14 protein-coding genes are annotated in these 15,342 nt (G+C 70.8%); 8 read left to right on the top strand and 6 right to left on the bottom strand.

The annotated features are described in order from the left end of the window. Positions 1-49: 49 nt before the first annotated feature. Positions 50-1,879, bottom strand: a complete 1,830-nt coding sequence (locus tag DEJ05_RS02220; RefSeq protein ID WP_258375306.1) for a BCCT family transporter — start codon at positions 1,877-1,879, stop codon at positions 50-52. Positions 1,880-1,932: 53 nt separating this feature from the next. Then, on the bottom strand, positions 1,933-2,217 hold the full coding sequence (locus DEJ05_RS02215; RefSeq protein ID WP_111030383.1) for a YrhK family protein: 285 nt from the start codon (positions 2,215-2,217) through the stop codon (positions 1,933-1,935). Between the two features lie 258 nt (positions 2,218-2,475). Between DEJ05_RS02215 and DEJ05_RS02210 the strand changes: the two genes are divergently transcribed. The 4 genes from DEJ05_RS02210 to DEJ05_RS02195 are packed head-to-tail and all read left to right on the top strand — an operon-like array spanning position 2,476 to position 8,176. Next, positions 2,476-3,747, top strand: a complete 1,272-nt coding sequence (locus tag DEJ05_RS02210; RefSeq protein ID WP_111109626.1) for an ABC transporter substrate-binding protein — start codon at positions 2,476-2,478, stop codon at positions 3,745-3,747. 25 nt (positions 3,748-3,772) lie between these two features. Continuing rightward, complete coding sequence (locus tag DEJ05_RS02205) at positions 3,773-4,744, top strand: carbohydrate ABC transporter permease (RefSeq protein ID WP_111033103.1); 972 nt, start codon at positions 3,773-3,775, stop codon at positions 4,742-4,744. After that, entirely contained in the window at positions 4,741-5,652 is a 912-nt protein-coding gene (locus tag DEJ05_RS02200; protein ID WP_111038946.1) for a carbohydrate ABC transporter permease, read from the top strand. The genes DEJ05_RS02205 and DEJ05_RS02200 overlap by 4 nt, the downstream gene beginning before the upstream one ends. Positions 5,653-5,662: 10 nt before the next feature. Then, positions 5,663-8,176: a TIM-barrel domain-containing protein gene (locus DEJ05_RS02195; RefSeq protein ID WP_111109625.1), complete on the top strand. Its 2,514-nt coding sequence runs from the start codon at positions 5,663-5,665 to the stop codon at positions 8,174-8,176. 69 nt (positions 8,177-8,245) lie between these two features. On the opposite strand, the gene DEJ05_RS02190 is transcribed toward DEJ05_RS02195, so the two are convergent. The 4 genes from DEJ05_RS02190 to DEJ05_RS02175 form a co-directional block, all read right to left on the bottom strand. After that, the gene (locus tag DEJ05_RS02190; protein ID WP_111109624.1) at positions 8,246-9,292 is read right to left on the bottom strand and encodes a LacI family DNA-binding transcriptional regulator; all 1,047 of its coding nucleotides are present in this window, start codon (positions 9,290-9,292) and stop codon (positions 8,246-8,248) included. 89 nt (positions 9,293-9,381) lie between these two features. Next, the gene (locus DEJ05_RS02185; protein ID WP_071405801.1) at positions 9,382-10,095 is read right to left on the bottom strand and encodes a GAF and ANTAR domain-containing protein; all 714 of its coding nucleotides are present in this window, start codon (positions 10,093-10,095) and stop codon (positions 9,382-9,384) included. Then, positions 10,092-10,805 carry a GAF and ANTAR domain-containing protein gene (locus DEJ05_RS02180; RefSeq protein ID WP_111038950.1) on the bottom strand — a complete coding sequence of 238 codons (714 nt, stop codon included), beginning with the start codon at positions 10,803-10,805 and terminating at the stop codon, positions 10,092-10,094. Before DEJ05_RS02180 ends, DEJ05_RS02185 begins: the two co-directional genes overlap by 4 nt. Beyond that, a complete protein-coding gene (locus DEJ05_RS02175; protein ID WP_111038951.1) occupies positions 10,798-11,586 on the bottom strand; it encodes a helix-turn-helix transcriptional regulator in 789 nt (262 codons plus the stop codon). The genes DEJ05_RS02180 and DEJ05_RS02175 overlap by 8 nt, the downstream gene beginning before the upstream one ends. Positions 11,587-11,770: 184 nt before the next feature. On the opposite strand from DEJ05_RS02175, the gene DEJ05_RS17950 reads away from it, so the two are divergent. From DEJ05_RS17950 to DEJ05_RS02160, 4 genes are all read left to right on the top strand, one after another. Continuing rightward, positions 11,771-12,103 carry a hypothetical protein gene (locus DEJ05_RS17950; RefSeq protein WP_181440626.1) on the top strand — a complete coding sequence of 111 codons (333 nt, stop codon included), beginning with the start codon at positions 11,771-11,773 and terminating at the stop codon, positions 12,101-12,103. Then, positions 12,097-13,137: a helix-turn-helix domain-containing protein gene (locus DEJ05_RS02170; RefSeq protein WP_181440625.1), complete on the top strand. Its 1,041-nt coding sequence runs from the start codon at positions 12,097-12,099 to the stop codon at positions 13,135-13,137. The genes DEJ05_RS17950 and DEJ05_RS02170 overlap by 7 nt, the downstream gene beginning before the upstream one ends. A 134-nt stretch (positions 13,138-13,271) precedes the next feature. Beyond that, the gene (locus DEJ05_RS02165) at positions 13,272-14,381 is read left to right on the top strand and encodes an acyl-CoA desaturase (protein WP_110864824.1); all 1,110 of its coding nucleotides are present in this window, start codon (positions 13,272-13,274) and stop codon (positions 14,379-14,381) included. A 16-nt stretch (positions 14,382-14,397) separates the two neighbouring features. Then, positions 14,398-14,607, top strand: coding sequence for a cold-shock protein (locus tag DEJ05_RS02160; protein ID WP_071405807.1), 210 nt, complete (start codon positions 14,398-14,400; stop codon positions 14,605-14,607). Positions 14,608-15,342 lie beyond the last annotated feature (735 nt).

Genomic DNA, 15,342 nt, shown 5'->3' with positions numbered 1-15,342 from the left:
CAGCTGGCACCGTGCCTCCCGTCTGTCAGGTGGTCGCGTCGACCGCCCGTCAGCGCTCCGGCTGCTCCGTCGCGGGCCCGTCGTCCGCTGCCGGTCGCGCGTCGAGGCTCGGGTCGACCGCTGGGTCAGCCGAGATCGACTCGGGCCGCACCGGGAACTCGTCGAGCGCGCCCGCGCCCACCGTCGGGGCCGCGGTTCCGCGGCCGCCGCGCACACGGTTCTTCACCGCGGCCCAGGGGCGGCCGAGGCCGGACCGTGCCGGACGCTCGGTCGGCGCCTCGACCTCGAGGCCGTAGTAGGCGCCGACGTGCTCGAGCAGGACCTCGCGCTCGGCCTTGTCGTAGGCACGGCGCTCACGGGTGAAGGCGATGATCGTCGACCAACAGGTGAGCAGCAGGACGATGCTGAACGGCAACGCGGTCGTGATCGCCGCCGTCTTCAGGGCGTTCAGTCCACCGCTGAGCAGCAGGGCGACGGCGAGCAGCGCAGCGACACCGGCGAAGAAGACCCGCAGCCAGTTCTTCGGCTCGATGTCACCGCCCGACGCGATCATCGCCATGACGAGCGAGCCGGAGTCCGACGAGGTCACGAAGAACACGCCGATGAGCAGGATCGCGCCGTAGGTCAGGACCATGCCGGCGGGCAGGTCGCCGAGGACCGCGAACAGCGAGCCCTCGATGTCGACCGAGCCGTCCGAGCCGATCAGGCCACCCGAACCGTCGGTCTGGCGGTGGATCGCGGTGCCACCGAGGACGGCGAACCACAGGAACGTGAGCGCGGTCGGCACCAGCAGGACACCGAACACGAATTGGCGGACCGTGCGGCCCTTGGAGATGCGGGCGATGAAGACACCGACGAACGGCGCCCACGACATCCACCAGCCCCAGTAGAAGGTGGTCCAGGCGCCCTGCCAGGCCTCGCCCTCGGCGCCCTGCTGCGCGGTGACGTTGAACGACAGGCCGACGATGTTCTGCAGGTAGGAGCCGATCGACTGCACGAAGTCCCGCAGCAGGAACTGCGTCGGGCCGACGATGAGCACGAACAGCAGCAGTGCGGCGGCGAGCAGCAGGTTGAAGTTCGACAGGATCTTCATGCCCTTGGTCACACCGGTGACGAGCGAGACGATCGTGACGGCCGTGATGACCGCGATGATGGCGATCTGGCTGACGATGCTGCTGTCGGCGATGCCGGCGCTCTCGAGTCCGGCGCCGATCTGGATCACCCCGAGGCCGAGCGAGGTCGCGACGCCGAACAGCGTGCCGACCAGGGCGATCACGTCGATCAGGTTGCCCCAGCCGCCGCGGACGCGGTTGCCGAGCAGCGGTTCGAGGGCCCAGCGGATCGACACCGGGCGACCCCGGCGGTGGATCGCGTACGCCAGGGCCAGGCCGAGGACGACGTAGATCGCCCATGCGTGCAGGCCCCAGTGCAGGAACGTCTGGGTCAGTGCCTGCTGCGCGAGCTCCTTCTCGGTGCCGGTGACGCCGGGGCGCGGGGAGGCGAAGTGGCTGAGTGGCTCGGAGACGCCGTAGAAGACGAGGCCGATGCCCATGCCGGCGGCGAAGAGCAGTGCGAACCACGAACCGGTCGAGAACTCGGGCTCGTCCTGGTCCTTGCCGAGCTTGATGTCACCGAAGCGGCTGAAGCCGACGAACAGCGAGAAGCCGACGAAGAACGCGGCGATCAGCACGTAGTACCAGCTGAAGTTCTTGACGATGCCGTCCTGCAGACCGAGGAACAGCGCCTCGGCGGTGGAGGGGGAGATCAGGGTGAAGGCCACGAACCCCAGCACGATGACGGCGGCGGGCCAGAACACCCACCGCCGCAACTGCGGTGTCGTGGTCACGGGTCCGGGCAGGGGAGGAGTGGTGCTTGCCATCCCTCCATGGTGCCTGCTCGCGTTCCTGTGTGTTCGCCCAGGCGTGTCGTGGTTCAGAAATCGCGCGCGGACTCCGTGGGGTTCCCCCGGCCGACCCGACCGAGGTGGAGCCTCCGGGACAGCCGGATCACGGGACGGATGAGCAGTTGGACGCTCCCGATCAGGAACAGCCAGGTGCCGGCCGTCGTGGTGGTCTCGGAGAAGAAGAGGACGCTACCGACGATGAACCAGAGCGCCACCATCACGTCGTTGATGATGCTGATGGTCTCGTAGACCCCGCGGATGCGGAGCTCCTCGTGCCCCACCCGGAGTGCGATGTCCCGTTCGTCCTCAGCCATCAGACGATCCTGCCAGCTCCGTGCCGTGTCCGTCCCGGTGGGCGGCGGCGCGCGGCGGTGGACGCGCTGCGCGGCGGACGGGAGGCGCGGGGCGGGCTGGCACCGTGCCTCCTGTCCGTAGGGTGCACCGACTACTGCCACATGCGATTACAACGTTGACGTACGCTTTACAGCGCTGTAAACAGGAGCCTGCGCGACGATGCGCGACGAGGGAGAGACCCGATGGTGGGAAGCAGGACCGCAACACTCCAGGCGGCGGTGAGCCGGCGGGGGTTCCTCGCGGGCGCGGCCGGTGGCATCGCACTCGGCACGATGGCGCTCGCCGGGTGCGCGACCCCGGGGCGTGCCGCCGGTGGAGCCACGACGCTCCGCTTCTACGAGCAGAAGCAGGAGGTCATCGCGTACTTCGACAAGCTGCTGCGGAAGTTCGAGGGGGAGCACACCGGCTTGTCGGTCGTGCACGACAGCACGGCGGCCATCGCCCCGCAGTTCGTGCGCGGTGAACCGGCGGACGTCGGCTGCTTCAACGACAACCTCGAGCTCGCCCGGTACATCTCGCGCGGCGTGCTCAGCGACCTCGGTGACCTGCCGTCGGCGGCGCGGGTCCGCCCCGACATCGACACCCTGACGAACCAGTACGCGAAGTTCGAGGACCGCACGAGCGTGCTGCCGTACTCGCTCGCCGCGGCCGGGGTGATCTACAACAAGCGGATCTTCGCCGAGCACGACCTGCCGGTCCCGACGACGTGGGACGAGTTCGTCGAGGTCTGTCGGACCCTGCAGAAGGCCGGCATCACGCCGATCTACGCCACCGACCGGGACACCTGGACGCTCTGGCAGGGCCTGTTCGACTACTCGGTGGGCAGCCTCGTCGACACCGGCTCGTTCTTCCGCAAGATGAAGGCCCTCGGCGCCGACGTCGGCCCGGACTCCGAGGTGTCGTTCGAGAAGGACTTCGCGGTGCCGATGGAGCGCGCGAAGACCATCTCGTCGTTCTTCAACCGCGACCACGCCACCCGGGCCTACGCCGACGGCAACCTGGCGTTCGGCAAGGGCGAGGCCGCGATGTACCTGCAGGGCCCGTGGGCGCTCGGGCAGATCGCGCTGATCGACGACAAGCTGCCGGTCGCCACCTTCGCCCTGCCGGTGTCGAACGACCCGGGCGACCGCAAGGCCCGGGTCAACATCGACCTCGGGCTCTGGATCCCCACGGCGTCCGAGCACCCGGAGCAGGCGAAGGAGCTCGTCGAGTTCCTCATGCAGCCCGAGGTCATCGACGCCTACAACCGCGACAACCTGGCGTACTCGCCCCGCATCGACGCACCACCGCAGCAGGACGAGCGCCTCGCCGGCCTGCAGCAGTACGTCGACGACGCCGCGTTCTACCAGGGCGCCGGCACCTTCATCCCCACGTCGATCCCGCTCGGCAACTACCTGCAGTCGGCGATCCGGAGCGGGGACTTCACCTCGATGCTGCAGCGGCTCGACTCGGACTGGCGGCGGCTCGCCGGCCGTTCCGCGACGGTCTGAGCCGGACCAGGACACAGGAGTCACCATGACCATGCAGACCCCGCTCTCCCGCGACACCGACCCGGACACCTCCGGTCCGGCGACCGACGCAGCCCGCACGCACCGGCGTGTGGGTTCCCGCGGTGTCGGTTCACTCAGCCGCACCGAGGGCATGTACTACCTGTTCCTCGTGCCGGCCCTCGTGCTGTTCACGGCGTTCGTCGTCGCCCCCGCCTGCGTCGGCGTCTTCTACAGCTTCACCGACTACCTCGGGTTCGGGCAGTGGGACTTCATCGGCGTCGAGAACTACAAGGCGCTCGTCTCCGACCCGGCGATCCTGGCGTCGTACGGGTTCACGCTCGGCTTCGCGGCCGTCACCGTCGTCGTCACGCAGGTCGTCGCGCTGTCCCTGGCGATCGCCCTGGCGAAGAAGATCCGGTTCGCCGCCGGGTTGCGGTCGGTGTTCGTCATCCCGATGGTGATCTCGGGGATCATCGTCGCCTACGTGTTCAACTTCCTGTTCTCGAACACCGTGCCGGCCCTGGCCACGAGCGTCGGCTTCGGCCCGCTCGAGCAGAGCATCCTCGGCGACCCGAACCTCGCCTGGCTCGCGATCGTGATCGTGTCCGCCTGGCAGACCGTGCCCGGCGCGCTCCTCATCTACACAGCGGGGCTGACGTCCATCCCCGAGGAGCTGTACGAGGCCAGTGCGCTCGACGGCGCGACCGGCTGGAAGCAGCTCCGCTCGATCACGCTCCCGCTGCTCGGCGGCTTCATCGTCATCAACACCGTGCTCGGTGTGAAGGGCTACCTCGGCGCCTACGACGTGATCGTCGGTCTGACCAACGGCGGCCCCGGCAGCGCGACGAGCAGCGTCGCGATGACCATCTTCGGCGGCTTCACCGGCGGCGACTACGCCTACCAGATGGCGAACGCGACCGTGTTCTTCATCATCACCGTCCTCATCTCCGTGCTGCAGCTCGCGGCGACCCGCGGAAGGAACCTGCGACTCGCATGACCGCCATCGACACACGACCCCCGACCGACACCCGCGCCGTGACCACCGGCGGCACCGGTCGCTCCGGCCGCGGCCCCCGCCGACGACTGGGTGGCACGAACTGGACGCTGACCGTGGTCCTCGGCCTCGCGTCGCTGACCGTGCTCATCCCGCTGTACGTGACGCTCTCGATGGCGTTCAAGACGACCGAGCAGTCCGTCGACGGCAACGCGCTCTCGCTGCCGTTCCCGTTCAACCCGGGCTCGTTCGCCGAGGCCTGGCAGCTGACCCGGTTCCCGGTGTCCTTCTCGGTGTCCCTGGGCGTCGCGGCGCTCACCGTCGTCGCGACGCTGCTGCTCAGCTCGTTCGCCTCGTACGCGATCGTCCGGAACTGGCACAAGCGGTTCTTCCGGTACTCGTTCGTCTACCTGCTCGCGGCGATGTTCCTGCCGTTCCCGGTGGTGGCGCTGCCGCAGATCAAGCTGACCGCCGAGATCGGCCTCGACAACCCGATCGGCGTCGGGATCCTGCACGCCATGTTCCAACTGTCGTTCAGCGTGCTGCTCTACTCGGCGTACCTGCGGTCGATCCCGGTCGAGCTCGAGGAGAGCGCCCGCATCGACGGGGCGTCCACGTGGCAGATCTTCTGGCGGATCATCCTGCCGCTCCTCGGCCCGATGAACGCGACGGTCGGCATCTTCGCGTTCCTGGCATCGTGGAACGACTTCATGATGCCGTCGCTCATCACGGCGGATCCGGGGTTGCAGACCCTGCCCGTGGTGCAGAACATCTTCCAGAGTCAGTTCGGCACCAACTACAACGTCGCCTTCGCCTCGTACCTGATGGCGATGGCGCCCACGATCATCGTCTACCTGTTCGCGCAGCGCTGGGTCATCAGCGGCGTGACGCAGGGCGCGGTCAAGAGCTGAGAGGCACCACGTGAGCAGCAGCACCACCGGCACCAGCACGACCGGCACCACCGGCGCCGTCCTCCCCACCATCCGTCCGTTCCCGGGGTCGGACCCGGTCGCCGACCCCGCGGCCGTCGTCACCGGCGACCACTGGCGCATCACCGTGCTCGACGCCGGGGCGTTCCGCATCGAGTGGAGCGACGACGGCGGGTTCGAGGACCGCGCGTCGACCTTCGCGATGCGCCGCCGCCTGCCCGTGCCGGCGTTCACCGTGGAGCGGACGGCCGCCGCCGACGGCACCGGCACCGCCGCCGGCGTCGTCGTCACCACGGATCGCGCCCGCCTGCGCTACGACGGCCGCCCCTTCAGCCCGAGCGGCCTGGTCGTCGAGACCACCGGTCCGGACGCCAACCGCTGGCGCTGGGGGCAGGAGCCGCGCGACCTCGGCGGCACCGGCCGCACCCTCGACGACGTCGACGGCCGGATGCCGCTCGAGTCGGGGATCCTGGCCCGCGACGGCATCACCGCGCTCGACGACAGCGAGTCGTTCCTGTTCGCGGACGACGGCTGGATCGGCACACGGGTCCCCGGGCGCCGCGACGTCACGGTCTTCGCGTACGGCCGCGACTACGACGCCGCGCTCCGCACGTACCACGCCGTCTCCGGGCCGCCCTCACGGATGCCGCGGTGGGCACTCGGCAACTGGTGGAGCCGGTACCACCCGTACAGCGACACCTCGTACCTCGAGCTGCTGGACCGCTTCGCCGACGAAGACCTGCCGTTCTCGGTCGCCGTCATCGACATGGACTGGCACCGGGTGGACTCGGTCCCGCCGCGCTTCGGCAACGGCTGGACGGGGTACTCCTGGGAGCCATCGCTGTTCCCGGACCCCGAGGCCTTCCTCGCCGAGCTGCACCGCCGGGGGATGCGCACGACGCTGAACCTGCACCCGGCCGACGGCGTGCGGGCGTTCGAGGACGCCTACCCCGCGGTGGCGCGGGCGATGGGCGTCGACCCGGAGACCGAGCAGCCGATCCCGTTCGACCCGACGGACCGGCGGTTCCTGCAGGCCTACTTCGAGCAGCTGCACCGCCCGCTCGAGGAGCAGGGCGTCGACTTCTGGTGGATCGACTGGCAGCAGGGCCGTGAGACCGGGCTGCCCGGGGTCGACCCGCTGTGGCTGCTCAACCACTTCCACCTGCTCGACTCGGCGCGACACGCGGCGTCGGGCGACGCAACCGCCGACACGACCGCGGAAACAGACACCACCGCGGACACCGACACCGACACAACCGCGGTCCCGGCCCCCGTCGACGGCATGACCTTCTCGCGCTACGCCGGCCCCGGCAGCCACCGGTACGCCGTCGGGTTCTCCGGTGACGCCGTCGTGTCGTGGGCGTCCCTGGCGTTCCAGCCCGAGTTCACCGCCACCGCCGCGAACATCGGCTACCCCTGGTGGAGCCACGACATCGGCGGCCACACCCGCGGCGTCCGCGACGACGAACTCGCCACCCGCTGGGTGCAGTTCGGGGTGTTCTCGCCGATCATGCGCCTGCACTCCGCCAACAACCCGTTCATCCGCAAGGAGCCGTGGGTGTTCCCGGCCGAGGCCCGCGCCGCGATGGGGGAGGCACTCCGCTTCCGTCACCGCCTGGTGCCGTACCTGCACACGATGAACCACGGCACCGCCGAGGGCACCGCGCTGGTCCGGCCGCTCTACCACCTGGAGCCGCGCCGCGACGAGGCGTACCGGGTGCCGAACACCTACGCGTTCGGCTCGGAGCTGCTCGTCGCCCCGATCGTGGCACCGCGCGACCCGGTCAGCCGGCACGGGGTCGCCCGGGCCTGGCTGCCGCCGGGCACCTGGACCGACGTCTTCACCGGCACGGTGTACGCGGGTGACCGGTTCGTCGACCTGCACCGCACGCTCGACACGGTGCCGGTCCTGCTGCGCGCCGGTGGGATCCTGCCGCTCGCCGCGGCCGACCAGCTCGACGCCACCGTGAACCCGACGGCGTTCGAGGTCCTCGTCGCACCGGGTGCGACCGGCGAGTTCACCCTGGTCGAGGACCACGAGGGCGAGGGCAGCCGCACCGCCCGGACCCGCCTGACCTGGGACCCAGCGCACGCCGAGTTCCGGGTGCACGCCACCACCGGGGCCCTCGACGTCGTCCCCGCCCACCGCGACTGGCGGATCACGTTCCTCGCCGCGCCGGCCGACGGGCAGCCGACGTCGGCACGTGCGGCCGACCGGTTCTCGGTCGACCTGTCCGTCGACTCGGCGTCGGGCGGATCGGTCACGCTGGTCGGCGCTCCGGTCGTCGGTGTCGACGCTCGGGAGGCCGTGCGGTGGGTCCTCGAGGGCGCGCAGGCCGACAACCCGGAGAAGCTCGAGGCGTGGGAGGTCGTGGCGAAGGACCTGCCGCGTGCGGACCGCATCGTCGAGCTCGGCACCGTCGGGCTGCCCGACGCCCTGCGGGACGTCGTCGTCGAGCTGCTCGGCAGCGTGCACCCGGGGGAGTCGGCTCCCGCAGGCCGCTGACGGCAGTCGACGGGGGAACGGCGGACGGGAGGCGCGTGGCCGCACCGCCACGGGCCTCCCGTCCGCCGTTCACGAGCGCTGGTGCGCCGCCCGGTCGGACGTGCCGTCCGCGTACGGCGCGCTCTCGCCGACGAGCAGGCGGTGGCCGACCGTGACCAGCCGGCCGGGGACGTCGGAGCCGTCCATCCGCTCGACCAGCAGGTCGAGCGCGGTGTCGGCGAGGGCCACCGTGTCGGGCGCGACGGAGGTCAGGCTCGGCACCAGGCTCGACCCGAGTCCGACCGCGTCCCACCCGACGACGGCGACGTCGCCGGGGGCGTCCAGGCCGCGCAGGCGCATCGCCCGGAGCGCCCCGAGTGCGGCCAGGTCGTCACGGCAGAGCAGCCCGTCGACGCGGAGACCGGCGTCGAGCGCGGCACCGAAGGCGACCTCGGCACCGGCGGCGTCGCCGACCTCGCGGGGGACCAGCAACGCGTCGTCGAGCGGCAGGCCCGCGGCGACGAGTCCGGCGCGGTAGCCGTCCAGACGCAGTCCGGACGTGCGCGACGACGGGCCGGTCTCGTGCCCGAAGAACCCGATGCGGCGGCAGCCGAGCGCCACCAGGTGCGCGACGGCCTCGGTGGCGGCCCCGGCGTTGTCGATGACGACCTGGTCGGCGTGCGGGGGCCGGACGTCCTCGCCGAGGAACACCACGGCGGTGTCCCCGCGGATCCGGTCGATGGCCTCGGGTGTGAGCACCTGCGGGTGGATCACGACCCCGTCGACCACACCGGCCTCGCGTCCCCGCACCGCTGAGCGTTCACCGTCGGGGTCGCCGCCGGTCTCCTCGAGCAGGAGCTGGTAGCCGCGGTCGGCGCACACCCGGGAGAACACGTGGGCCAGTTCGGCGAAGTACGGACGCCGCAGGTCGGGGAACGCGAAGGCGAGCATGTTCGAGCGTCCGGTCGCCAGGGACCGCCCCGAGACGTTCGGGCGGTAGCCGAGCTCGTCGATCGCGGCCTGCACCCGGCTGCGCATCGGGTCGCTGACGTGCTGGTAGCCGCGGACGACGTTGGACACGGTCTTCATCGAGACGCCGGCGTGTGCGGCGACGTCCTGCAGCGTGACCTTGCCCATCCGCTCACCGTAGCGGGCGGAGGGGGCCGTGGGTGCTCGCCCGTGGTCGTGCGTGCTCGCCCGCGGTCGGGGTTGCTCGCCCGCGGTCGTCAGGGGACGAGTCGGCGCTGCACGATCGCGCGGGCGACCTCGGAGAGCGGCTCGTGGTGCTCGAGCGCGTACCCCCGGATCACTGCGAAGGCGTCCTCGATCGAGACGCCGCGCAGGTACGACACGACGCCCTTGGCCTGCTCGATGACCTCGCGCGACCCGATGGTCCGCTGCAGCTGCGCGCGGACGACCTCGTGCTCGCGCAGGGAGCGTTCGTGCAGGATGCCGATCGTGGCCACGTCCGCCAGGGCCCGGGCGACGCGCAGGTCCGACTCCGCGAGGGCACCGACGCCGGCCCCGAACAGGTTGAGCGTGCCGATGACGTTGCTCCCCAGCCGGAGCGGGACGGCGTGCACGGAGCGGAACCCGAGCGCGAGCGCACCCGTGCGGAACATCGCCCACTCCGCCGGGGCGACCTCGATGTCCGGGCACGTCACGACCCGTCCGGTCGCGAACGAGGTCATGCAGGGGCCGGCCTCGGCATCGAGCTGCAGCACCTCGACGAGACGGGTCGCCTCGGAGGTGGAGGCCACGACCTCGAGCTCCTGGTCGTCGTTCGCCAGCAGGATGCCCGCGGCGTCGATGCCGAGCACGTCGGCGCACGTCTCGACCAGGGTCTGCAGCAGTTCCACGACGTCGTAGGCGTCCACCAGGGTGTCGGCGAGCGACGTGAACGTCTCGAGGATCCGGGCTTCTCTGCCTGCCGTCGTCACTGGACCTCCTCGATCAGGTCGCCTCGCTTCTCGAACCGGACCGTGCCGTCGAGGATCTCCTCCGCCACCCGCCGCATCGTCGTCCGGCGGGCGAAGGCGTGGCCCTGCAGCAGCAGGTAGGCGTCCTCGGGGCTGATGTCGAGCTGCGCGAGCACGACCCCGGTGGCCTGGTGCACCACGCGCCGCGACGACGGGCTGCGGTCGAGCAGGGCGTCGTCCTCGTCCGCGATGGAGCGGAGCGCGCGGCGCAGGACCCGGCGGCTGACGGCCGAGGCGAGGGTCATGGCCTGCCGCACGGTGTCGTCCTCGATCGTCGCGGGCTCCGGCACGTACACATCGACCGCGCCGAGCGGGAACGGCCCGAAGGCGACCGGGAACGCGAAGACCGCGCCGACGGGTTCGCTCCGGACGGCATCGTTGAAGGCAGGCCACGCGGCGTTCGGACGCTGCACGAGATCCGTCTCCAGCACTGGAGCATCGGTCGCGAGCGCGGTCCAGCAGGGTCCCTCGGACAGGTCGAACTGGATCTCGTCGACGCGAGTGGCGACCTCGTCGGTCGCGGACACGGTCTCGCTCGGGCACAGGTCACCGAAGGTCGAGATCGAGACACCGCCCATCGGCAGCGCGAGCGCGAACGGCCGACTGAGTTCGTCGTCGGCGATCTCTGCCGACCGGAGCGCACGGAGTGCACGCTCGAATGCGTCATCCATGGGCGCCTTCCCTGCCGTCTCTCGATCCTACGCGCTGGTCGGTGTCGGACGATCCGGACGGCGCAGGCACGTTCGGCGGTGGGCCGGCGCGCCAGGCCGGCAGCTCTGCGGGCGGGTACGACCCCTGCTCGTCCTGCACCCGGAGCATCGCGTCCAGGGCCACCAGCGTCACGCCGGAGGTCTCACGCACCACCGTCCGCACCGCGTTGCCGAGCAGGAACGCCATCAGGTCCTCGCTGCCGCCGTCCGGACGGTAGTCCCGCCACGGACCGGTCCCCGCGCGTTGCAGGGCACCGGCGAGCACCGCCTTCGCGTCGTCGACGTCGACCTCGCAGTCGAGCACCAGGCGGAAGCGCCGCTGGTTCCGGTCCGACAGGCTCGGTGCGCCGTCCTCGTCGTCCTCGGGAACGAAGGACCGCAGCGCCGACGACGGCGCGATGCCGTACGCCGCACGGAACGCCGCAGCCATCCGGCCCGCGTTGCTGAACTGCCAGCGTTCGGCGATCTCCGCGATCGTCCGCCGGTCCGGCGCACCGGAGGCTTCCTGCAGGTCGCGTCGGACACCCTCCAGGCGCACGGCGCGCAGGAAGGTTCCGGGGGACTGCCCGATCTCGGCCTGGAACCGCTTCTGCAGGCTCCGCGGCGACAGCTGCACGGCCGCGGCGACGTCGGCGACGGTGATGTGGGTCGCAGCCTGCTCGTGGACGAACCGCATCGCATCCCGGACCGCACGCGAGAGTCGGGGCGGGCCGTCCTGGGTCGCGCTGCTCCCGTCGCTCATGCGCCGACCGTACGGGACCCGCCGATGGCGCGCTCCCAGGGCACCGATCGAGGCGACGGATGATCCACCTTGCGCGGTACGAAGTCAACCCCTGACATGACCGGAATCGTCCTGTCGATACTGAAAGTGTCTCGTGCATCGCGGTCGAAGCGATGCGCCACATCGAACCGACAGGGAGGGCGCGATGGGACACCGCCAGGGATCCACGACCGTGATGGCCGAGGCCGCCGTCTGGCAGCAGGTCGTCCACACCGATCGGATCCGTGCGCTCGCCGCGACGGACCCGACGGACATCCGCGTGCAGCCGGTCGACGCCGGGTGCTGGCGGGTGGTCGACGCCGCAGCTGCATGGGGGGACCCCGACATGCTCCTCGGCTTCATCGAGCGCACGGTGGACGGGTTCGACTGCACGCTCATGGCGGCGCTGCACGAGCACGACCGGCGAGCGAGCCTGCAGGACGCCCGCGCCTGGTTCGAACACCGCTGCGGACAGCGCTTCGACGAGGCACCGTGCTGACCGCGGTCCACGGGATCGACGCCGCCCGGACCGTCACCGCGAGGATCGACGCGCAGCGACGCCGCACCGAACGATCCGGTACCGACCGGGCCTTCGCCGCGCGCGTGCTCGCCCAGGCCGGGCACGGCCGTGACGTGCGCTTCGACGTCGAGGACGACGCCTTCCGGCTGCCGTTCCGGTTCCGCTACCGGACCCGACGGGACGGTTGCGTGAGCCTCGTCACGGCGTCGGCGACCTCCGGCTTCTCCGGGGTCTTCGAGCCCATCGACCGCATCGTCGTCGGGTGGTCGAGCACCGGAGGTGTCCGCATCGCCGTCGAGGACGGCGTCGTCCTCGAGACCCGCCCGGGCACGCCCGTCCTGATGCCGACGTCCGGGGAGTTCTCGGTGCGCGCCCCGAAGGGCACGCTGCAGCTCGTGAGCATCGACCGGTCGCTCCTCGACCAGGTGCGCTCGTCGCTGGGAGCAGCGTCCGAACTGCCGACGCGGGGTGCTGAGCCCGCCGTCGCGGCCCTCGAACACCTGCGCCGGTGCGTCGAGCAGGTGGCCGTCACCGCGACGCGCGACGGGTTCACGTCCGGTGCCCGGACCGGTGCGCAGGTCGCGCTGGTCGAGGCCGTCCTCGGAGCCTTCGGCGTGCGGACGCCCGCGGTCCTCCGCCGCGCGGTGACGCCGTCGACGGTCGAGCTCGCCGAGGCCTACCTCGACGGACACTGCGAGCAGATGTTGTGCCTGGCCGACATCTGCAACGCCGTGGGCGTGAGTCCGCGGACCCTGCAGACGGCGTTCATGCGGGAACACGGGGTCTCGCCGATGACGTTCCTGCTGCGGATGCGGCTTGATCGGGTGCGCGCGGCACTGGAGTCCAGCAGCCGGCACGAGACGAGTGTGAGCGAGGCCGCGATGGCCTGGGGCTTCCGGCACCTGGGGCGGTTCTCGGGCACGTACTTCCGTCGGTTCGGGGAGTACCCGGGGCAGACGTTGCGTGCATCGTCCGGTCGGTGCGCGGACGGTCCGGAGCGCCACGCGGGCTGAGTTCGTGCACTGCGCAACGTGTTCTGGACACCACGGTGAACACGCAAGTTCGGCCCCTAGGGTCGCCGCAAGCGCAATCGCGTGAACTCCCTCGAACCGGTTGAAGGACCGATCCGTACCGGAAGGCGGTCCACATGACCACCACTCCGCTCGCTCCGGGTTACACCCGCACTCGTCCCGCTACGGGGGCCCGCAAGGGCACCTCGACCTACTCCGCGCTCCTGGCGCAGGTGAAGGAGAACGGCCTCCTGCGCCGTCGTACCGGTTTCTACTGGGCACTGTTCGGCGCACTCGTCGGCAGCCTCGCCCTCACCTGGGTCGCGTTCGCGTTCCTGGGTGACTCGTGGTTCCAGCTGATCGTGGCCGGCGCGCTGGGCGTGCTGTTCACGCAGTTCGCGTTCCTGTCGCACGAAGCCGCGCACCGTCAGGTGTTCGAGTCCCAGAAGTGGAACGACCGCGCGGGCCGCTGGCTCGGCACGTTCCTCGTGGGCCTCAGCTACTCGTGGTGGATGAACAAGCACACCCGCCACCACGGCAACCCGAACACCGTCGGCAAGGACCCGGACATCGCCCCCGACGGCATCCGGTTCCTGCCGGAGGACGCCGCCGCCGTCAAGGGTGGCGCGATGAAGACCTTCATGCGCTTCCAGGGGTGGCTCTTCTTCCCCCTCCTCACGCTCGAGGGCCTGAACCTGCACCGCTACGCCGTGATGTCCATCGTCACCGGCAACGGCACCAAGGCCGACAAGAAGCACCGCCTCATCGAAGGCGCCCTGCTCGTTGCCCGTTTCGCGATCTACCTGACGGTGGTGTTCTGGTTCCTGCCGTTCGGGATGGCGTGCGCGTTCCTCGGGGTGCAGCTGGCCGTGTTCGGCGTGATGATGGGTGCCTCGTTCGCCCCGAACCACAAGGGCATGCCGACCATCGCCCACGACGCGAAGGTCGACTTCTTCTCCCGCCAGGTGCGCACGTCGCGCAACATCCGTGGCGGCTGGTGGGTGTCGTTCCTGATGGGTGGCCTGAACTACCAGGTCGAGCACCACCTGTTCCCGTCGATGCCGCGTCCGGCGCTGAAGCAGGCCCGCCTGCTCGTCCGTGACCACTGCGACACCCTCGACGTGCCATACACCGAGACCACGCTGCTGCGTTCCTACGGCATCGTCGTCCGGTACCTCAACCGCGTCGGCCTCGCCGCCCGCGACCCCTTCGCGTGCCCCATGGTCGCGCAGCTGCGCATCCACTGACGCCGTGCTGACCGCCATGCCCACGGGCACCGTCAAGTGGTTCGACCACAGCAAGGGGTTCGGCTTCATCCACCCCGACGACGGGTCCCAAGACCTGTTCGCGCACTTCTCCAGCATCGTCGCGGCGACCGGCTCCCGGCCGCTCGCCCAGGACGACCACGTGCAGTACGAGATCGGGCCCGGCAAGAAGGGCCCGCAGGCGGACAACATCTCGATCATCCGCTGATCGGCACCACCACGAGCAACGCCCCGACCGGTCCGGTCGGGGCGTTGCTCGTTGCGCGCGTCGCCGTCGCTGGCCGAGCCTCGCTCCGCTGGACAGACCGCGCGTCCCGGCACCCGCAACCTGTCCGCGGGCCGAGTCTCGGTGGGGGCCGCCGGCCCGGCGCACCACGGGACGGACGGGAGGCCCGGTGTCAGCTGGCACCGTCCCTCCCGGCACGGCCGTCGAGCCGCCTGCACCCGGCCCATAGCTGCGGGCTGGGCTGTGTTTCGCGCTGAGCGACAGACCACGCGGACGTGAGCACGTGAGGTGTCGCCCAGCCCGTAACGACGGCGGCCGCCGGCCCGGCGTCCGCACATGACGGACGGGAGGCCCGGTGCCAGCTGGCGCTGGGCCTCCCGTCCGTCTGTGCGCCCGTTCTTTCCCATCGCGCGCGTTGGTTCGCAAGAACGGGCGTACCTGGTCGAAAGCACCGACCAGGTACGCCCGGTTCCACCAGGTACGCCCGGTTCCGCCAGGTATGCCCGGTTCCGCCAGGGACACCCGGTTCCGCTCGACGCACGAGCCGCAACGCACGTCGGCCCGGGCCACGCTGTTGCGTGGTCCGGGCCGATTGTGGTGGTGCGGGGTGTTACTTGATCTGTGCGGTGATGGTGGCGGTGCCGACGAGGAGGCCGCGCTTGACGGCGTCGGTGCCGAAGGTCTTGTTCAGCAGGCCGGCGGCGTCTTCGGAGATGT

It is taken from the genome of Curtobacterium sp. MCLR17_045 (genome assembly GCF_003234405.1).
GTDB lineage: Bacteria > Actinomycetota > Actinomycetes > Actinomycetales > Microbacteriaceae > Curtobacterium > Curtobacterium flaccumfaciens.
This window is presented reverse-complemented; position numbering and strand designations above follow the sequence as displayed.